The organism is Kitasatospora sp. NPDC054939 (assembly GCF_053610105.1).
This window is the reverse complement of the sequence record NZ_JBSGXP010000171.1, coordinates 1-18,204: the sequence shown is the minus strand read 5'-3', so window position 1 is coordinate 18,204 and position 18,204 is coordinate 1. Positions and strand designations below refer to the sequence as shown.

The 18,204-nt window shown below is 74.1% G+C and carries 16 protein-coding genes; 12 read left to right on the top strand and 4 right to left on the bottom strand.

The window, feature by feature from the left end; translation table 11 throughout:
- A partial coding sequence (gene sucB / locus ACWGB8_RS33315; RefSeq protein WP_452217378.1) for a 2-oxoglutarate dehydrogenase, E2 component, dihydrolipoamide succinyltransferase occupies nucleotides 1-1,056 on the top strand: 1,056 nt, incomplete at its 5' end.
- 120 nt (nucleotides 1,057-1,176) lie between these two features.
- Nucleotides 1,177-1,692 (top strand): DUF4240 domain-containing protein, encoded by a 516-nt coding sequence (locus tag ACWGB8_RS33310; protein WP_452217377.1) that lies wholly within the window; start codon nucleotides 1,177-1,179, stop codon nucleotides 1,690-1,692.
- Nucleotides 1,693-1,764: 72 nt separating this feature from the next.
- Here the strand turns inward: ACWGB8_RS33310 and ACWGB8_RS33305 are convergent, their stop codons facing one another.
- Both ACWGB8_RS33305 and ACWGB8_RS33300 read right to left on the bottom strand, forming a co-directional pair.
- Nucleotides 1,765-2,778, bottom strand: a complete 1,014-nt coding sequence (locus tag ACWGB8_RS33305) for a DUF2510 domain-containing protein (protein ID WP_452217376.1) — start codon at nucleotides 2,776-2,778, stop codon at nucleotides 1,765-1,767.
- A 130-nt stretch (nucleotides 2,779-2,908) separates the two neighbouring features.
- Nucleotides 2,909-3,406, bottom strand: a complete 498-nt coding sequence (locus tag ACWGB8_RS33300) for an N-acetyltransferase family protein (protein ID WP_452217375.1) — start codon at nucleotides 3,404-3,406, stop codon at nucleotides 2,909-2,911.
- Nucleotides 3,407-3,606: 200 nt separating this feature from the next.
- On the opposite strand from ACWGB8_RS33300, the gene ACWGB8_RS33295 reads away from it, so the two are divergent.
- Nucleotides 3,607-4,512 (top strand): TIGR01777 family oxidoreductase, encoded by a 906-nt coding sequence (locus ACWGB8_RS33295; RefSeq protein WP_452217374.1) that lies wholly within the window; start codon nucleotides 3,607-3,609, stop codon nucleotides 4,510-4,512.
- A 314-nt stretch (nucleotides 4,513-4,826) separates the two neighbouring features.
- Nucleotides 4,827-6,158, top strand: coding sequence for an NAD(P)/FAD-dependent oxidoreductase (locus tag ACWGB8_RS33290; RefSeq protein WP_452217373.1), 1,332 nt, complete (start codon nucleotides 4,827-4,829; stop codon nucleotides 6,156-6,158).
- A gap of 43 nt (nucleotides 6,159-6,201) precedes the next feature.
- Here ACWGB8_RS33290 and ACWGB8_RS33285 read toward each other — a convergent pair whose 3' ends face one another.
- Nucleotides 6,202-8,034 (bottom strand): regulator, encoded by a 1,833-nt coding sequence (locus tag ACWGB8_RS33285; protein ID WP_452217372.1) that lies wholly within the window; start codon nucleotides 8,032-8,034, stop codon nucleotides 6,202-6,204.
- A gap of 309 nt (nucleotides 8,035-8,343) precedes the next feature.
- Here ACWGB8_RS33285 and ACWGB8_RS33280 point away from each other — a divergent pair, with 309 nt between their 5' ends.
- From ACWGB8_RS33280 to ACWGB8_RS33250, 7 genes are all read left to right on the top strand, one after another.
- Nucleotides 8,344-9,105, top strand: coding sequence for a 3-hydroxybutyrate dehydrogenase (locus ACWGB8_RS33280; protein WP_452217371.1), 762 nt, complete (start codon nucleotides 8,344-8,346; stop codon nucleotides 9,103-9,105).
- Nucleotides 9,106-9,167: 62 nt separating this feature from the next.
- Nucleotides 9,168-10,553 (top strand): MFS transporter, encoded by a 1,386-nt coding sequence (locus ACWGB8_RS33275; protein ID WP_452217370.1) that lies wholly within the window; start codon nucleotides 9,168-9,170, stop codon nucleotides 10,551-10,553.
- 104 nt (nucleotides 10,554-10,657) lie between these two features.
- On the top strand, nucleotides 10,658-12,574 hold the full coding sequence (locus tag ACWGB8_RS33270; protein WP_452217369.1) for a helix-turn-helix domain-containing protein: 1,917 nt from the start codon (nucleotides 10,658-10,660) through the stop codon (nucleotides 12,572-12,574).
- 180 nt (nucleotides 12,575-12,754) lie between these two features.
- A complete protein-coding gene (lipB, locus tag ACWGB8_RS33265; RefSeq protein WP_452217379.1) occupies nucleotides 12,755-13,525 on the top strand; it encodes a lipoyl(octanoyl) transferase LipB in 771 nt (256 codons plus the stop codon).
- A gap of 150 nt (nucleotides 13,526-13,675) precedes the next feature.
- Entirely contained in the window at nucleotides 13,676-14,629 is a 954-nt protein-coding gene (gene lipA, locus ACWGB8_RS33260) for a lipoyl synthase (RefSeq protein ID WP_452217368.1), read from the top strand.
- Between the two features lie 175 nt (nucleotides 14,630-14,804).
- A complete protein-coding gene (locus ACWGB8_RS33255) occupies nucleotides 14,805-14,990 on the top strand; it encodes a hypothetical protein (RefSeq protein WP_452217367.1) in 186 nt (61 codons plus the stop codon).
- 146 nt (nucleotides 14,991-15,136) lie between these two features.
- On the top strand, nucleotides 15,137-15,826 hold the full coding sequence (locus tag ACWGB8_RS33250; protein ID WP_452217366.1) for a DUF4191 domain-containing protein: 690 nt from the start codon (nucleotides 15,137-15,139) through the stop codon (nucleotides 15,824-15,826).
- A gap of 180 nt (nucleotides 15,827-16,006) precedes the next feature.
- Here the strand turns inward: ACWGB8_RS33250 and ACWGB8_RS33245 are convergent, their stop codons facing one another.
- Nucleotides 16,007-16,474, bottom strand: a complete 468-nt coding sequence (locus ACWGB8_RS33245; RefSeq protein WP_452217365.1) for an RDD family protein — start codon at nucleotides 16,472-16,474, stop codon at nucleotides 16,007-16,009.
- Between the two features lie 268 nt (nucleotides 16,475-16,742).
- Here ACWGB8_RS33245 and glnA point away from each other — a divergent pair, with 268 nt between their 5' ends.
- Complete coding sequence (gene glnA / locus ACWGB8_RS33240; protein WP_452217364.1) at nucleotides 16,743-18,155, top strand: type I glutamate--ammonia ligase; 1,413 nt, start codon at nucleotides 16,743-16,745, stop codon at nucleotides 18,153-18,155.
- The last annotated feature ends 49 nt before the right edge of the window (nucleotides 18,156-18,204 follow it).

Sequence of the window (18,204 nt, the reverse complement as noted above, 5' to 3'; positions counted from 1 at the left end):
GCCGTTGCCGCTCCGGCCGCTCCCGCTGCCCCGGCCCCGGTCGACGCCCCGGCGCTGGCCCCGGCTGCCCCGGTCGCCGCCGCTCCGGCTCCGGTCGCCCCGGCCGCGCCGGCCGCCGCCCCGGCCGCCGACGCCGGTGACGCCTACGTCACCCCGCTGGTGCGCAAGCTCGCCGCCGAGCACGGTGTCGCGCTCGCCGCCGTCGCCGGCACCGGCGTCGGCGGTCGCATCCGCAAGCAGGACGTCCTCGCCGCCGCCGAGGCCGCGAAGGCCGCCCCGGCCCCGGTCGCCGCCGCTCCGGCCGCTGCGCCCAAGGCCGCCGCCGCGCCGTCCCCGCTGCGCGGCCAGACGGTCAAGATGACCCGCATGCGCAAGGTCATCGGCGACAACATGATGAAGGCCCTGCACGAGCAGGCCCAGCTGACCAGCGTGGTCGAGGTGGACCTCACCAAGATCATGTCGCTGCGCGGCAAGGCCAAGGAGTCCTTCCTGGCCCGCGAGGGCGTCAAGCTCTCCCCGATGCCGTTCTTCGTCAAGGCCGCCGCCCAGGCGCTGAAGAGCCACCCGGTCGTCAACGCCCGGATCAACGACGCCGAGGGCACCATCACCTACTTCGACACCGAGAACATCGGTATCGCGGTGGACTCCGAGAAGGGTCTGATGACCCCGGTCATCAAGGGTGCGGGCGACCTCAACATCGCCGGCATCTCGAAGAAGACCGCCGAGCTGGCCGCCAAGGTCCGCGACAGCAAGATCACCCCGGACGAGCTGTCCGGTGCGACCTTCACCATCAGCAACACCGGCTCGCGCGGTGCGCTGTTCGACACCGTCATCGTGCCGCCGAACCAGGCCGCCATCCTGGGCATCGGCGCCACCGTCAAGCGCCCGGTGGTCATCGAGGCCGACGGCGGCACCGCCATCGGCATCCGCGACATGACCTACCTGTCGCTCTCCTACGACCACCGCCTGGTGGACGGCGCCGACGCCGCCCGCTACCTGGTGGCCGTCAAGGAGATCCTGGAGGCCGGCGAGTTCGAGGTCGAGCTCGGCCTGTAAGGAGCCCGCAGGCACCCCGCAGTACGGAACCCCGCGCCGTCCACGGACGGCGCGGGGTTCCGCGTGTTCCGCGGGTCATCGCATGCGTCGGGCCGGACGAGCAGGGATGCTGGAGCGGTGATGGACGAGACCGACTTCTGGCAGATCATCGACGAGACCAGGGACGCCGCCGAGGGCGACCCCGACGAACAGGCCGACCGGCTGGTCGAACGCCTCGGCGCGCTGACGCCGGACGACGTCATCGACTTCGCCCGGCTGTTCGAGGCGCGCTTCCAGCGGGCGTACCGGATCGACCTGTGGGGCGCCGCGTACCTGCTGCTCGACGGTGCCTCCGAGGACACCTTCGACTACTTCCGCTGCTGGCTCATCGGCCAGGGCCGGGACGTCTTCGAGGGCGCCCTGCACGAACCGGACGACCTCGCCGACCTGCTCCCCGAGTTCGACGAGGAGGAGGACGGCGAGGCCGAGGAGATCGGCTACGCGGCCGACGAGGCGTACGAGCAGCTGACCGGGCTGCCGCTGCCCGAGGTCGGGGAGCGGCAGCCCGCGCGGCCGTCGGGCGCCGCCCTGGACTTCGACGACGCCGAGGCGATGGCGAAACGCTTCCCCAAGCTGTGGGAGCGCTACGGGGACTGAGCGGACCGGCCGGTCCGGCGCCGGAACCGCCCGGTCGGGTACCGGGACCGGTCGGGTACCGGGACCGTCCGATCAGGTGCCGGAACCCGAGCCGGAGCCCTCGCTGAGGTCCTGCTTGATGCCCTTGACGATGGCGTCCAGCACCGAGGGCGGCGGCGCCAGCGGGTCGTCGTCCACCCCGCCGTTCAGCAGCACGTAGCCGCCTCCCTTCACCGGGGCCGCCACCATCAGCACGTAGCCCTGGGCGCCGTCCGAGGTCTTCACGTGCCAGCGCACCGCGTACGCGCTCACGCCCGCCACCGTGGTCGACCCCGAATCGGCGTCGGTGTGCGAGGTCAGGCCCGCGAAGATCGTCCCCGCGTAGCCCGGCATCGCCTTCTCGGCCGCCTCCTTCGCGGTGGCAGCCTGCACCTTGTCCTTGCCGATCGAGAACTGGCCGCGGATGCACGACTGGCCGCCCGCGCAGGTGTACGGACCGCTGGACAGGTACACCGTCGAGTGCTCGGTGTCGGTGCGCGCCTCCCAGCCGGAGAACACCGGGACGGTGATGCTGTGCTGCTTGTCGGTCACCGTGCCGGTCGGCACCGGCGCCGGGGTCGGCTTCGGGGTCGTCGGGGTCGGCGTCGGACGCGTCGGGCTGGGACTGCTGCTCACCGTCGGACCGGGCGAGCTACTGGTCGGGACCGGCGGTGGCGGCGGGTCCTTCTTGTCGTCCCCGCTCAGCGCGAAGCCCACCGCGACACCGGTGGCGACCAGCACCGCGAGCACGATCGCGACGACCACCCCGGTGTTGATCTTCTTCGGCTGCTGGACCGGCGGGTAGCCGTAGCCCGCGCCCTGCTGCGGGTAGCCGTACCCGGCCCCGCCCTGCTGCGGTGCTCCGTAGCCGTACGACGGCGGCGCGGGCGCCGCGGCCGGCTGCTGGCCCTGCCAGCTCTGCGTCGGGACGTCGGCGAGCTGCGCGCCGCCCGCTTGGACGGGGCGCACGTCACTGGTCCAGGCGCTGCCGTCCCACCAGCGCTCATGGCTGGCCGCGCCGTCCGTACCCGGTACCGGGTACCACCCGGGAGGCGTCGAGTTGCTCACCTGGGTACCGTACCCGGCACGGATGTGGTCCAGACAGGACGGGTCTGTTACGACTTGGCACCACCCGCGCCACCGACCTGACGCCGCATCAGTAACCACGCCGGTGCGGGCGGGCCGGGCACCGCACGGCTCAGTCGACCAGGCGGCGGGCCATCCAGAGGTCGTCCACGTACCGCCCGTCCAACAGGAACTCCTCGGTGAGCGAACCCTCGACGACGAAGCCGCAGCGCTCGTACAGCCGGCGGGCGGGGGCGTTGTGGCCCAGCACCCGCAGGGTGATCCGGCGGGCACCCGACGCGCGGGCCGCGGTGCAGCCGGCCTCCACCAGCGCCCGGCCCACACCACGGCCGCGGACCGACGCGTCGACGGCCAGGCCCTGGATCTGGCGCACGTGCCGGTTGCTCGCCAGCGGCGTCGGCGGGACGACCCGGACGTAGCCGACGATGCGCTCGCCGAGCACGGCGAGCAGGAACTGCTCCGGGGCGTGGCGCTCGTCGAACACCGCCGCGCCGGCCTCCGGCTGCGGGGCGACGTCGCTCAGCCACGACCAGGCGGCCCGGTTGAGCTCGGAGAGGCCCGCCTCGTCCTCGACGCGGGCGGGACGGATGGTGAGTTCTTCCTCGTGCATGCGCGCCATGCTAATCAGACGTATCCGATGATTCCTATGAGTTTTGAGGGGCCTCGGGGGCCTGTGGGGCGGAGGGAGCGGCTTGCGCCGGGGCCGGGGGCGGGGCCCCTGAGGTGGCTGCGGCGGGGCGGGCGGGGAATGGGCGCAGCGGGTGCGCGGCGTGCGGGTGGGGGCGGGCGGGGGGCTGGGAGGATGGGCGGATGCGTATTGCGGTGAGTGGGTCGACGGGGTTGATCGGGGCGGCGCTCGTCACGTCGCTGCTGGCGGACGGGCACGAGGTGGTGCGGCTGGTGCGGCACCGGTCGCGGACCGGGCCGCAGGCGGACGGGACGACCGGGGTGGGGTGGAACCCGCAGCAGGGGGAGATCGACCGGGCCGGGCTGGCCGGGGTCGGCGCGGTGGTGCACCTGGCCGGGGCCGGGGTCGGCGACCACCGGTGGACGGAGGCGTACAAGCGGGAGATCCGCGACAGCCGGGTGCTGGGCACCCGGACCCTGGCGGGGGCGCTGGCGGAGCTCGACGAGCCGCCCCGGGTGCTGATCTCGGCGTCCGCGGTGGGCGTGTACGGGCAGACCGGGGACCGGGTGATCGACGAGGAGGCCCCGGCCGGTGACGACTTCCTGGCCCGGGTGTGCGTGGAGTGGGAGGCCGCCGCGCGGCCGGCCGAGGAGGCCGGGGTCCGGGTGGTGCACCCGCGGACCGGCCTGGTGCTGGCGACCGGGGGCGGCGCCGGGGCGCGGCTGTTCCCGCTGTTCAAGCTGGGCCTGGGCGGGCGGCTGGGTTCGGGGCGGCAGTACTGGAGCTTCATCTCGCTGGCCGACGAGGTGGCGGCGTTCCGCTTCCTGCTCGACCGGGAGGACCTGGCGGGGGCGTTCAACCTCGCCGCTCCGAACCCGGTGACCAATGCCGAGCTGACGGCCTCGCTGGGCCGGGTGCTCGGGCGGCCGGCGCTGCTTCCGGTGCCGGAGTTCGCGATGAAGGCGGTGCTGGGCGAGCTCGCGGTGGAGGTGACCGGCAGCCACCGGGTGGTGCCCAAGCGGTTGTTGGAGGCCGGGTTCCGGTTCGCCCACCCGGAGGTGGACGACGCGGTGCGGGCGGCCCTGTAATCGCAGGTCGTGCCCTGGGCATATGCCCAGGGGGGTCCGGAAGGGGGCGCACGGGAGCACAGTGCGGGCGCGCTTCGCGCCCCCGGTGACCGTGCGCGCCCGTCGGACCAGAACCCGGCCGCTCGGACGCGCTGTCGCGCACTGTCCGTGACCGCCCCCGCGCACCGCACCTCCCCACCGCTCCCGACCCCTGGATACGGGCCGAACGTCCTGTCTGACAGTCGCACTGACTGGGCATCACATCGACGGACCGTGCCCGGCACCTCGCCACCCGCGTCGGCCGGAGCCCCGGAAACCAGGGAGGGAGCACGCCCGTGCCCACGTACGACTTCACCCGCCGCACCCGCCGACAGTCCGACCCGGACGTCGTCGTGGTCGGCGCCGGACTCGCGGGCCTGACCGCCGCCCGCGAGCTGACCGGCCACGGACTGACCGTCCAGGTCCTGGAAGCCACCGACCGGATCGGCGGCCGGACCGCCACCCGCGAACTGGACGGCTTCCGGCTCGACCACGGCATCCACCTGCTCAACACCGCGTACCCCGAGCTGCGCCACCGGCTCGACCTGGACCGCCTCGAACTGCGCCCGCTCGCACCCGGCGTCCTGGTGCACAGCGCCGGCCGCCGCTACCGGGCCGGCGACCCCCACCTGCCGGCCGCCCGGCACGCCACCGTCCGGGCCCCGCTGGGCAGTCCGCTGGACAAGGCCCGGCTCGGCAACTGGCTGAGCCGGCTCGCGGCGACCCCGGCCTCCCGGCTGCTCGCCCGGCCGGAGACCACCACCGCCCGCGCGCTCACCGAACGCGGGCCGTCACCGCGCACCGTGGACGGCTTCCTGCGCCCGCTGCTCACCGCCCTGCTCGCCGATCCGGCGCTCGGCACCAGCAGCCGGATCGCCGACCTGGTGCTCCGCTCGTACGCGCGCGGCCGGCTCTGTCTGCCCGCCGGCGGCATCGCGGCGGTCCCGGCCCAGCTGGCCGCCTCGCTGCCCGCCGGCACCGTCCGGACCGGGGTGCGGGTCACCTCGATCGCGGCGGACGGCGTGGAGACCGCTGGGCACGGGCGGATCGGTGCGCAGGCCGTGGTGGTGGCCACCGGCGCCCGCTCGGCGTCCGAGCTGCTGCCCGGACTGCGGGTGCCGGACTTCCACCCGGTCACCACCTACTACCACGCGGCCGACCGCCCGCCGATCGGCGAAGCGGTCCTGCTGCTCGACGGCGACCGGCCGGACGGGGCCGCGCCGCTGGTCTCGCACTCGGTGGTGCTGAGCGAGCTGCACCCCTCGTACGCCCCGGCCGGGCAGGCGCTGGTGGCGACGACGGTGCTCGGGCGGCGCTCCTTCGACGCCGGCGGCCCGGCCGGCCTGGAGCCGGCCGTGCGGGCGCGCCTCGCGGAGCTGTACGGGACGGGCACCTCGGGCTGGCACTTCCTGAGCGTGCGCCACGTGCCGGACGCGCTGCCCGCGATGCCGCCGCCGCACAACCTCCGGCGGCCGGTGCGGCTGCTGGCGGGGCTGTACGTCTGCGGGGACCACCGGGACACCAGCAGCGTGCAGGGCGCGCTGGTCTCCGGACGGCGGGCCGCGCTGGCCGTGGTCCGGGACCTGGGCGTGCCGACCGGCGCCCGGGCGGCGGAGGCCGCGGCGTAGGGCGTGGGGCGGACGCCACCTTCCGGGCGGCGCCCGTCCGCGCTCAGATCACCCCCGTCTGCCGGGCGGTCTCCTCGAAGGCCCGCGCGACCGGGCTGCCCCGGTACGGGGTGAGGCGGCGGTGGAAGTCCCGCACGTACTCCAGCGAGCGCGCCGAGCGCATCTCCCCGGCGGCGCGCATCGCGTCGGTGGCCATCGTGCACGCCTCGTCGAGGTCGCCCATGCCGAGCCGGGCGGTGGCCAGCACCAGCCGGCAGAAGATCCGGCTGCGGGCGTAGGCGGGCGAGCGCAGCCGCAGCGACTTCTCGGCGTGCTGGGCCGCGGTGCGCCACTGCTGGAGGTCCCGGTAGCAGTGGGCGAACTCGTCGGCGAGCTGGGCCTCGTCGAAGTAGCGCGCCCAGGAGGGCAGCTCGTCCCCCGGCCGGGCCGCGGCGAGCGAGCGCTCGGAGCGGACCAGCGCGGTGGTGCAGGCCCGGACGTCGCCGAGCAGCCCGTGCCCGCGGGCCTCCGCGGCGTGCAGCAGCGACTGCACCGCGGCCGGCACCGCCGTGCCGACACCCTGCTGGGCGACCCGGGCGAGCTGAACCGCCTCCCGGCCGTGCCCGAGGTGGACGGCCTGGTGGCTCATCGTCACCAGGACGTACCCGCCGAGGGCGCGGTCGCCGGCGGCCTGGGAGAGCCGCAGGGCCTGGACGAAGTAGCGCTGGGCCAGGCCGTGCGCGCCGATGTCGAAGGAGGTCCAGCCGGCCAGCCTGGTCAGGTCGGCGACCGCCCCGAAGAGCGCCCGGCCGATCTGCTCGCCGTACCGGCCGCGCAGCATCGGCTCGGCCTCGCTCTCCAGGTAGCGGACCAGGGCCTGCCGGGCGTGCCCGCCGCCGTACGCGTGGTCCAGCGCGCGGAAGAGGTCGCCGACCGCCCGGATCGCCGCGATGTCGCCCCGGCCGACCCGCAGCGCCGGGCGCTGCTCGCGGGCCGGGTCGCTGTACGGCGGCTCGACGGCGACCGGCGGGCGCCGGCTCTGGGTCGGGACCCGGCCGAGCGCCGCCGGGGAACCGGCCGCCGGCGGGGGCGGCACCGGGGAGGTCCGGACGCCCGGCCCGCCGGGGACGGCGGCGCGCGCCGGGGGCGTGCCGACCGCGGCGGGCGCGGCACCGGGGGCGGCTCCCGGCACCCCGGGGACGGGCTGCTCGGGGCGGGCCTGGGCGGCGGCCTGGGTGGTGCCGTCCCGGGCGACCCGCTCGTCGGTGCGACCGATCAGCCAGTCGCGGCTGGGCACCACCAGGCCGGCCGGGGTGAAGGCGATCCGGCGCAGTTCGGACTGCGGTCCGTTGTCCTTGCGCCACATGCTCGCCACGATGTCCACCGCCTCCTGCGGCGTCTCGGCGAACTCCAGCCCCGCGTAGACCGGGGCGCAGGCGTCCAGGCCGAGGTCCTGGGCGGTGAGGCGGCGGCCGAGCCGGCGGGTGAAGACCTCGGCGATCAGCGCGGGGGTGGCGCCGCGCGGCTGCTGGCCGCGCAGCCAGCGGGTGACCGAGGTCTTGTCGTAGCGCAGGTCGAGGCCGTGTTCCAGGCCGAGCTGGTCGACCCGGCGGGCCAGGCCGGCGTGCGAGAACCCGGCCTCCTCGATCAGCGCCGCGAGTTGGCCGTTCTGGGGGCCCGGGCCGGCGGAGCCGCCGGAGGGCGGCACGGCGGGGACCACCGGCGCGGCGGGCCGCGCGGGGGCGCGGCCGTCGTCGGCCAGCGGATCGGCGGCCGACCGATCGGCGGTCAGGGGGTCGGGGGCATCCGGAAGGGCCCGGTCGACCGGACCCCGGTGCTGGTCGAGCGGGTCGAGCGGTCCGTACGCCGGGCTGTCCGTTGCAGGCCGTTGGGGCATAGTCAGTCAACACCTCTCGGACGCCGCACCGGCTCCACCAGCACTTCGGCTGCCGGCGGCGACGCCCCCTGTCGGGAATCGGCGTGAATGTAGCGAGCATTCGGGCGCTATGGGTGGTTCTGACCGAGCAATCCTCCGAACGGGTGAAGCAACCGCGCCCATTACGGGGAAGCGGGGGCACCATGGGTTTGGTTTCCCCCCGTCGGCCGCGCCGGCGTGCGTCATGGTGCCCACCACCACAGTCATCGCCGGTGCTGTGGCGGTCCAGCCCATGGGAGCCGGGCCAGCGGATTCCTACCGTTCTCGGCCATGGACACCACTTCAGCCCGCCCCCTCCACGGCCGGACCGCCCTGGTGACCGGCGCCGCCTCCGGCATTGGCCGGGCCTGTGCGGAGGCGCTCGCCGGGGCCGGCGCCCTGGTCCACGTCGTCGACCTGGCGGCCGGGCCGGCCGAGGAGCTCGCCGCACGGATCGGCGGCATCGCACAGATCACGGACCTCGCCGACCCGGACGCGGTGGAGGCCCTGCCGGACGACGCCGACATCGTGGTCAACAACGCCGGGCTGCAGCACGTCGCGCCGGTGCACGAGTTCCCCGTCGAGCGCTTCGCCCTGATCCAGCGGGTGATGGTCGAGGCGCCGTTCCGCATCCTGCGCCGCACCCTGCCGCACATGTACGCGCAGCGGTGGGGCCGGGTGGTCAACATCTCCTCCGTCCACGGGCTGCGGGCCAGCGCCTTCAAGTCGGCGTACGTCACCGCCAAGCACGGCCTGGAGGGGCTGAGCAAGACGGTCGCCCTGGAGGGCGCGCCGCACGGCGTCACCAGCAACTGCATCAACCCCGGCTACGTCCGCACCCCGCTCGTCGAACGCCAGATCGCCGGCCAGGCGCTCGCCCACGGCATCCCCGAGGACGAGGTGGTGGAGCGGATCATGCTCCAGCGCACCGCCGTCAAGCGGCTGATCGAACCGGACGAGATCGCCCAGCTCGCGCTCTGGCTCTGCTCCCCCGCCGCCTCGTACATCACCGGTGCCAGCCTCGCCGTCGACGGCGGCTGGACCGCGCACTGACCCCCCGGCGCCGATTCCGGCGCACCCTCCCCCCTCACCGCCACCCCCGAGGAGATCCCTCCATGGCCAGTTCCCCCGCCGCCACCGCGAGACCGGGCTCCCCGCTCTGGAAGGTCGTCGGCGCCAGCCTGATCGGCACCACCATCGAGTGGTACGACTACTTCCTGTACGGAACAGCCGCCGCGCTCGTGTTCGGCAAGCTGTTCTTCCCCACCAGCGACCCGCTGACCGGCACGCTGCTCGCCTTCCTCACCTACGCCATCGGCTTCGCGGCCCGGCCGCTGGGCGCGCTGGTCTTCGGGCACTACGGCGACCGGATCGGGCGCAAGAAGCTGCTCGTGCTGAGCCTGCTGCTGATGGGCGGCTCGACCACGCTGATCGGGCTGCTGCCCACCTACGCGTCGATCGGGGCCGCGGCGCCGGTCCTGCTGACGGTGCTGCGGCTGGTGCAGGGCTTCGCGCTGGGCGGCGAGTGGGGCGGAGCGGTGCTGCTCGTCTCCGAGCACGGCGACCGGCGGAGGCGCGGCTTCTGGGCGTCCTGGCCGCAGGGCGGCGCACCGGCCGGCAACCTGCTGGCCGCCGGGGTGCTGTCGCTGCTGACCACCGTGCAGTCCGAGGAGACCTTCCTGGCCTGGGGCTGGCGGGTGCCGTTCCTGCTGTCGGCGGGCCTGGTGGTGGTCGGCCTGTGGATCCGGCTGGCGGTGGACGAGTCGCCGCTGTTCAAGCAGGCCATGGCGCAGGCCGCGGCGCGCCGGGAGGCGGCCCCGAAGGCGGAGCAGCTGCCGCTGGTGGCGGTGCTCCGGCACCACTGGCGGGAGGTGCTGGTGGCGATGGGCGCCCGCATGGCGGAGAACATCTCGTACTACGTGATGACCACCTTTGTGCTGGCCTACGCCGTCACCCAGGTGCACCTGCCGAAGCAGACCGCGCTCAACGCGGTGCTGATCGCCTCGGCGGTCCAGTTCGCGCTGATCCCGGTCTTCGGGGCGCTCTCCGACCGGATCGGCCGCAAGCCGGTGTACCTGGGCGGGGCGGTCGGCGTCGGGATCTGGGCCTTCGTCTTCTTCGGCCTGGTGGACGCGAAGTCCTTCGGCTCGCTGCTGCTCGCGGTGACCGTCGGGCTGGTCTTCCACAGCGCGATGTACGCCCCCCAGGCGGCCTTCTTCTCCGAGATGTTCGCCACCCGGATGCGCTACTCCGGCGCCTCGATCGGCGCCCAGTTCGCCTCGGTGGCGGCCGGCGCGCCCGCACCGCTGATCGCCACCGCACTGCTGAAGGAGCACGGCAGCTCCACGCCGATCTCGGTGTACGTGGCGATCGCCGCCCTGATCACCGTGGTCGCGGTGCTCTGCGCCCGGGAGACCCGGGGGCGCGACCTCGCCGAGGTCGAACCGGGCAGCGCCGCCCCGGACGGGGAGGCGGTCGAGGCGAAGCCCGCCGCCGTCTGACGGCCACGTGCCCGGCCCGGTGCCCGCCTCCGCGCGGGCCCCGGGCCGCGGGCCGTCTGGCATACCATGCCGCTTCCCGCACCCTGCCGATTGGCGGCTGCCCGATGGACGACCTGCACACCGGCCCCGCGCCGGCCCTGCGCCGGCTGCTCGACCTGCTCGCCTCCGGCGCCGCCACCGAGGACTTCACCGAGGTGCTCGCCGAGGCCCGCCGGCGGGGCGCCCCGGCCGCCGTCCTGGGCGAGATCGAGGACGCCACGTGGCAGGCGCTGCGGGTGCACCGCACGCTGCGTCAGCACCGGCGCCGCGAGGCCGAGCTGACGGCGCTGTTCGACACCGCCGGCGACCTCGCCGCCTCGCGCGACCTGGACACCGTGCTGCAGGCGATCGTGCGGCGGGCCAGGCTGCTGCTCGGCACCGACACCGCGTACCTGACGCTCCCCGACGAGGCCGCGGGCGACACCTATATGAGGGTCACCGACGGCTCGGTGTCCGTGCTCTTCCAGACCCTGCGGCTGGGCCTCGGCGACGGGCTCGGCGGCCTGGTCGCACAGACCGCCCGCCCCTACGCCACCCCCGACTACCGCACCGACGACCGCTTCCGGCACACCGAAACCATCGACGCGGGCGTCCTCGACGAGGGCCTGGTGGCGATCATCGGGGTGCCGCTGCTGATCGGCGGCCAGGTGATCGGGGTGCTGTTCGCCGCCGACCGGGCCGCCCGGGCCTTCTCCCCCGACGAGGTCGCGCTGCTCTGCTCGCTGGCCGCGCACGCCGCCATCGCCCTGGACACCGCCAAGTCGCTGGCCGACACCCGGGCCGCGCTCACCGAGCTCAACTCCGCCAACGAGGTCATCCGCGCCCACGCCGCCGCCGTCCAGCGCGCCGAACAGGGCCACGACCGGCTCACCGACCTGGTGCTGCGCGGCGCCGAGGTGCCGGACGTGGCCGCCGAGGTGGGCGCGCTGCTCGGCGGCGAGACCGCCGTGCTGGACACCGAGGGAAGCCCGCTGGCCGGCCGGCCCGCCCCCGCCGCGGGCCTCGCCGAGGCGGTCGCCGCCTCCCGCACCGAGGGCCGGGCGGTTCGGCACGGCGGCGGCTGGGTCTGCGCGGTGCTCGCCGGCCAGGAGCCGCTGGGCACCCTCGTCCTGCACGGCCGGCCGGACCTGGACGACGCCGACCGGCGGCTGTTCGAACGGGCCGGCGTGGTGACCGCGCTGCTCCTGTTGCTGCGCCGCTCGGTCGCCGAGACCGAGAACCGGGTCCGCGGCGAGCTGCTCGCCGACCTGCTGACCGCCCCCGGCCGCGACCCGGCCGGCCTGGTCGCCCGCGGCCGCCGGCTCGGCGTGGACCTCAACCGCCCGCACCTGGTGCTGGCGGCCGAACCGGCCGGGGCCCCCGGGAGCGCCGCCGCCGACCGCAGCCGACTGGCCGGCGCCGCCGGGCGCCACCTCTTCGGCTCCCGCGGCATCAGCGCCGAGCACGGCGGCACGGTGGTCCTGCTGGTGCCCGACGAGGGCGGGGCGGACGCCGCCCAGCAGGCCGCGGAGCACGCGGCCGAGCGCCTCGCCCGGCTGACCGGCCTCCCGGTGACGGTCGGCGCCGGACGGCCCGCGGCCGGCCCCGTCGCGCTCGCCGCCTCGTACGCGGAGGGCCTGCGCTGCGTCCGGGCGCTCAAGGTGCTCGGCCGGGCCGGGGACGGCGCCTCGGCGGGCGCCCTGGGCTTCCTCGGCGTGCTGCTCGGCGACGGCCACGAGGTGGACGGCTTCGTCCGCGCCGCGCTCGGTCCGCTGCTGGAGTACGACGCCCGGCGCGGCACCGAGCTGGTCCGCACCCTGCGGGCCTACTTCGACTGCGGCGGCTCGCTGACCCGGGCCAAGGACGAGCTGCACGTCCACGTGAACACCGTGGTGCAGCGGCTGGACCGGGTCGAGGTGCTGCTCGGCCGGGACTGGAACCAGCCGGAGCGCTCGCTGGAGCTCCAGCTGGCCCTGCGCCTCCAGCTGCTCGCGAACACCTGAGCGGGCCCGCGAGCCGGCCCCGGCCGCCCTCGGCCCCGCGCCGGAGCGGGCCGGTGCGGTCCCGGGTGCCCGTCGAACGGGCGGCCGAACGGGTCACCCGGCGTCGGGCGTACAGTGGCGAGGTTGGTCTCGAACGCCTGGCAAGGAGCATCGGTGAGCGAGAACGTACGTTTCGTACGGATGGGCATCGGCGAGGGCGCCGTCCCGTACCAGGAGGCCTGGGAGGAGCAGCAGCGGCTGCACGCGCTGCGCGTCGCGGACGAGATCCCCGACACCGTGCTGCTGCTGGAGCACCCCCCGGTGTACACCATGGGCAAGCGCACCAACCCGGCCGACCTGCCGCTGGACGGCACCCCGGTGGTCGAGGTGAACCGGGGCGGCGAGATCACCTGGCACGGCCCCGGCCAGCTGGTCGGGTACCCGATCGTGAAGCTGCCGGACCCGATCGACGTGGTCGCGTACGTGCGCCGGCTGGAGGAGGCGCTGATCCGCGCCGCCGCCGAGGTCGGCGTGGCCACCACCCGGGTCGAGGGCCGCAGCGGCGTCTGGGTGCTGGGCGAGGACCTCCCGGACGCGGTGGTGGACCCGGCCCAGGTGGTGGACATCGGCGCGCTCACCCTGCGGATGGGCCTGCCGCTGGGCATCGACCCGCGGCTGGCCGGCCCCGAGTACGCTCCCTCCAACGCCGGGCAGCGCGGGGACGACCGCAAGCTCGCCGCGATCGGCGTCCGGGTGGCCCGGGGCGTGACCATGCACGGTTTCGCACTCAACTGCGACCCGGACATGACCTGGTTCGACCGGATCGTGCCGTGCGGCATCCGGGACGCGGGCGTCGGCTCGCTCTCCTCGGAGCTGGGGCGCGGCTTCCCGGTCGCCGAGGCGCTGCCGGTGGTCGAGAAGCACCTGGCCGCCGTCCTCGCCGAACTGCCGGAGCCCGCGACCGCCCGCTGACACCCGCCGCCGCTCCCCGGAGCCTCCGGCGGCGGGGAATCTACCGGCCGGTAGCTCTGTTGCCCTGCGATTGCGGGCCACGGGCCCGGCGAAAGCCGTACAAGCACAGGCGTACCCTGGGGGTACCCCGTCTAGTTCTAGGAGTCGCACGTGTCCGCTGTCGCACCCGACGGCAGGAAGCTGCTCCGCCTGGAGGTCCGCAACAGCGAGACCCCCATCGAGCGGAAGCCCGAGTGGATCAAGACCCGCGCGAAGATGGGCCCGGAGTACAACGCCCTCCAGTCGCTGGTGAAGAAGGAGGGGCTGCACACCGTCTGCCAGGAGGCGGGCTGCCCCAACATCTTCGAGTGCTGGGAGGACCGCGAGGCGACCTTCCTCATCGGCGGTGACCAGTGCACCCGCCGCTGCGACTTCTGCCAGATCGACACCGGCAAGCCCGCCGACTTCGACCGGGACGAGCCGCGCCGGGTCGCCGAGTCCATCGTCACCATGGACCTGAACTACGCCACCATCACCGGTGTCGCCCGCGACGACCTGCCGGACGGCGGCGCCTGGCTGTACGCCGAGACGGTGCGCCAGGTCCACGCGCTGACCGCCGACCGCCAGACCGGCCGCACCGGCGTGGAGCTGCTGATCCCCGACTTCAACGCCGTCCCCGAGCAGCTGGCCGAGGTCTTCTCGTCCCGCCCCGAGGTGCTGGCGCACAACGTCGAGACGGTCCCGCGCATCTTCAAGCGGATCCGCCCGGCCTTCCGTTACGAGCGCTCGCTGGACGTCATCACCCAGGCCCGCGCGGCCGGGCTGGTCACCAAGTCCAACCTGATCCTCGGCATGGGCGAGACCCGCGAGGAGGTCAGCCAGGCGCTGGCCGACCTGGTCGGGGCCGGCTGTGAGCTGATCACCATCACCCAGTACCTGCGCCCCTCGGTGCGCCACCACCCCGTGGAGCGCTGGGTCAAGCCGCAGGAGTTCGTCGAGCTGCAGCAGGAGGCCGAGGAGCTCGGCTTCGCCGGGGTCATGTCCGGCCCGCTGGTGCGCTCCTCGTACCGCGCCGGCCGGCTGTACCGGCAGGCGCTGGAGCACCGCGCGCAGAGCGCGGTCTGACCGTCACCACGGGAGGGGGCGGGGCCGCGGCTCCGCCCCCTCCCGCGTGTCCGGCGCCCGCCGCGCCGCCCGCCCCGCTTCACCGGGCTTTGACCTTCGGGTCACGGACTGGTAACACGGGGTGGGGACGATGAGTTCGTTCGAAGTCTTCCGGTCACGAGGGGAGCCCCGGACCATGCAGGTCGGGATCGGTACCGTCGGAATCCGCACGGTGGGCACCGCCCTGCGGCTGGCCGAGAGCCTGCTGCTGGCCGGCGGCCAGCAGCAGGCCCGCCGCAACGCCTGGCGGGCGGTCTGCGAGAACCGCCGCGACGCCGCGGACCGCGAGCACACCGCCGCGCCGACCACGGCGCGGCGCTGAGCGGTCACAGCGCGACACCCGGGCCTCACCCGCAGGCACCGGGCCCTCACCGAGCACGTTCGTACGGGATCGCTCCGGTCACGGTTCGGACCGAACGGGTACCCGGGCTTGGATATCCCATGCCCACGCCACGTACCATGAGCCCTATGGCGAGGGAAAACTCCGAGAACCCCGGGCGGCTGAAGCAGATCCGTCAGGCGTACATCATGACCAAGAAGGTCGACACCAAGATCGGCCTGATCATCGCCGGCGTCGGCCTGCTGACCTTCGGCGTGTTCCTCGCCATCGGCTTTGCGATCGAACACCCGATCTACCTGGGCGTCCTCGGCTTCATCGTGGCCTTCCTGGCCATGGCGATCGTCTTCGGGCGGCGCGCCGAGCGGGCTGCGTTCGGGCAGATGGAGGGGCAGCCGGGCGCGGTCGCCGCGGTGCTGAACAACATCCGCCGCGGCTGGAGCGCGAGCACCACGCCGGTGGCGGTCACCCGTAGCCAGGACGCGGTCTACCGCGCCGTGGGCCGGGCCGGCATCGCGCTGATCGGCGAGGGCAACCCGACCCGGGTGCGCCAGCTGCTGGCCTCCGAGAAGAAGAAGATGGCCCGCGTGGTCGGCGACATCCCGGTGCACGACATCGTGGTGGGCACCGGGCCGGAGGAGGTGCCGCTGAAGAAGCTGCAGATCCACCTGATGCGTCTGCCGCGCGCCATCACCCCCGGCCAGGTCACCGAGACCAACGACCGACTGCGGGCGCTGGGCGACCTGCTCTCCAAGGCGCCGATCCCCAAGGGCCCGATGCCCAAGGGCGCCCGGATGCCCAAGGGCGGCCAGGTCCGCTGAGGCCCCGCCCCCGTCGGCCACCGCGCCGACGACCCCGTTGAACGCCAACGGCCCCGTCGCAGGACTTCCTGCGGCGGGGCCGTTCGACGTTCCGGGCCGGGTCGGGCGGTGCGGGGCAGGGCGGTCGCCATGCACCGCGGGCCCCGACCCGGGGGCCGTGCGGACCGGGCGGGGCGTGGACTACATCCGGACCTCGACGGTGCCGACGGCCTTGTCGTGCAGACCGCGGGTGTCGCGGTCCCAGACCAGGGCGGGCACCACCAGGCAGAGCAGCAGGGTTCGCAGCAGCACCTGCGGGATGGTCGCGCGGGTGCCGTCCGCCCGGACCACCCGCAGGCCGAACAGCCGCTTGCCGACGGTCGTGCCGGTGGTGGCCAGCAGCAGGACGGTGACCACGAGGAACAGCGGCGTCGTCCAGAGGTTGGCGGAGCCCACGGCGCCCTGGGCGATCAGGCCGTACGAGACCAGCGAGACGAGCCAGCCGTCGACGAACAGCGCGCCGATGCGGCGGCCCGGTCCGGCCACCGAGCCGGGGCCCTCCTGCGGCAGTCCGAGGCGCTCACCGCGGTAGCCGAAGTCGGCGCCCATCTGCTCGGCGGCGGCCTTCGGGCCGTCGATCCACGATCCCAACGCTTGTCTGGTGTCCACCGATCCACACTAACCGGGCGAACGCGGCGCGCCGCCACCGCCTCCCCCTGCGGGTGAATCCCGCGTGTCGGGCTGCCGAAGTGGTCCAGACCACTTGTGGGGTACGGTCCGAGCGGGCGTAGCGTTTTGTCCGGCCCCGTACGCCTTTGCCACCCGTTCGGCGCGGCCGGTTAACATTCAGGAAACGACCGGGTCACCGTTCGGAAACGGCCCATTCCTAGGGTGAGGCCCATGCGGGTGAGCCTCATTCGCACGCCGAGGAGGATGGATGTTCAACAACGCCGCCGAAGTGAAGCAGTTCATCCAGGACAACGACGTGAAGTTCGTCGACGTCCGGTTCTGCGATCTGCCGGGCGTCATGCAGCACTTCTCGGTGCCTGCGGCGACCTTCGACCCGTCCGAAGTACTGATGTTCGACGGTTCGTCGATCCGCGGCTTCCAGGCGATCCACGAGTCCGACATGGGGCTCGTCCCGGACCTCGCCACCGCCCGGCTGGACCCGTTCCGGACCGAGAAGCACCTCAACATCAACTTCTTCATCCAGGACCCGGTGACCGGCGAGGCCTACAGCCGCGACCCGCGCAACGTCGCCAAGAAGGCCGAGGCGTACCTCGCCTCCTCCGGCATCGCCGACACCGCGTACTTCGGCCCCGAGGCCGAGTTCTACGTCTTCGACTCGGTCCGCTTCGAGACCGCGGCCAACGAGTCGTACTACCACATCGACTCCGTGGCGGGCGCCTGGAACACCGGCTCCGCCGAGGGCGACGCCCGCGGCTACAAGGTCAAGTACAAGGGCGGCTACTTCCCGGTGCCGCCGGTCGACCACTTCGCCGACCTGCGCGCCGAGATGTCGCTGGAGCTGGCCGCCGCCGGGCTGGAGGTCGAGCGCCAGCACCACGAGGTCGGCACGGCCGGCCAGGCGGAGATCAACTACAAGTTCAACACCCTGCTGCACGCCGCCGACGACCTGATGCTGTTCAAGTACATCATCAAGAACGTCGCCTGGCGCAACGGCAAGACCGCCACCTTCATGCCGAAGCCGATCTTCGGCGACAACGGCTCAGGCATGCACGTCCACCAGTCGCTGTGGACCGAGGGCTCCCCGCTCTTCTACGACGAGCAGGGCTACGCCGGCCTCTCCGACACCGCCCGCTACTACATCGGCGGCCTGCTCAAGCACGCCCCCTCGCTGCTGGCCTTCACCAACCCGTCGGTGAACTCCTACCACCGGCTGGTGCCCGGCTTCGAGGCCCCGGTCAACCTGGTCTACTCGCAGCGCAACCGCTCGGCCGCGATCCGCATCCCGATCACCGGCTCGAACGCCAAGGCCAAGCGCATCGAGTTCCGCGCCCCCGACCCGGCCTCCAACCCGTACCTGGCCTTCGCGGCCATGCTGATGGCCGGCCTGGACGGCATCCGTAACAAGATCGAGCCGCTGGAGCCGGTCGACAAGGACCTCTACGAGCTCGCGCCCGAGGAGCACGCCAACGTCCCCCAGGTGCCGTCCTCGCTGCCGGCCGTCCTGGAGGCGCTGGAGGCCGACCACGAGTACCTGCTGGCCGGCAACGTCTTCACCCCCGACCTCATCGAGACCTGGATCGACTTCAAGCGCACCCAGGAGATCGCCCCGATCGCCCTGCGCCCGCACCCGCACGAGTTCGAGCTGTACTACGACCTGTAGGCCGCTCGCGCGTCCCCGGGCCCCCGCCCCGGCCGGCACGGCCGGGGCG

What these genes read in the sequence shown, in the direction of transcription:
- ACWGB8_RS33255 (WP_452217367.1), top strand. Translation starts at nt 14,805, where the DNA reads ATGCAGGTCGGGATCGGTACCGTCGGAATCCGCACGGTGGGCACCGCC.
- ACWGB8_RS33280 (WP_452217371.1), top strand. Translation starts at nt 8,344, where the DNA reads ATGGACACCACTTCAGCCCGCCCCCTCCACGGCCGGACCGCCCTGGTG.
- lipB (WP_452217379.1), top strand. Translation starts at nt 12,755, where the DNA reads ATGGGCATCGGCGAGGGCGCCGTCCCGTACCAGGAGGCCTGGGAGGAG.
- ACWGB8_RS33300 (WP_452217375.1), bottom strand. Translation starts at nt 3,406, where the DNA reads ATGCACGAGGAAGAACTCACCATCCGTCCCGCCCGCGTCGAGGACGAG.
- glnA (WP_452217364.1), top strand. Translation starts at nt 16,743, where the DNA reads ATGTTCAACAACGCCGCCGAAGTGAAGCAGTTCATCCAGGACAACGAC.
- ACWGB8_RS33250 (WP_452217366.1), top strand. Translation starts at nt 15,137, where the DNA reads ATGGCGAGGGAAAACTCCGAGAACCCCGGGCGGCTGAAGCAGATCCGT.
- ACWGB8_RS33270 (WP_452217369.1), top strand. Translation starts at nt 10,658, where the DNA reads ATGGACGACCTGCACACCGGCCCCGCGCCGGCCCTGCGCCGGCTGCTC.
- ACWGB8_RS33295 (WP_452217374.1), top strand. Translation starts at nt 3,607, where the DNA reads ATGCGTATTGCGGTGAGTGGGTCGACGGGGTTGATCGGGGCGGCGCTC.
- ACWGB8_RS33285 (WP_452217372.1), bottom strand. Translation starts at nt 8,034, where the DNA reads ATGCCCCAACGGCCTGCAACGGACAGCCCGGCGTACGGACCGCTCGAC.
- ACWGB8_RS33310 (WP_452217377.1), top strand. Translation starts at nt 1,177, where the DNA reads ATGGACGAGACCGACTTCTGGCAGATCATCGACGAGACCAGGGACGCC.
- ACWGB8_RS33275 (WP_452217370.1), top strand. Translation starts at nt 9,168, where the DNA reads ATGGCCAGTTCCCCCGCCGCCACCGCGAGACCGGGCTCCCCGCTCTGG.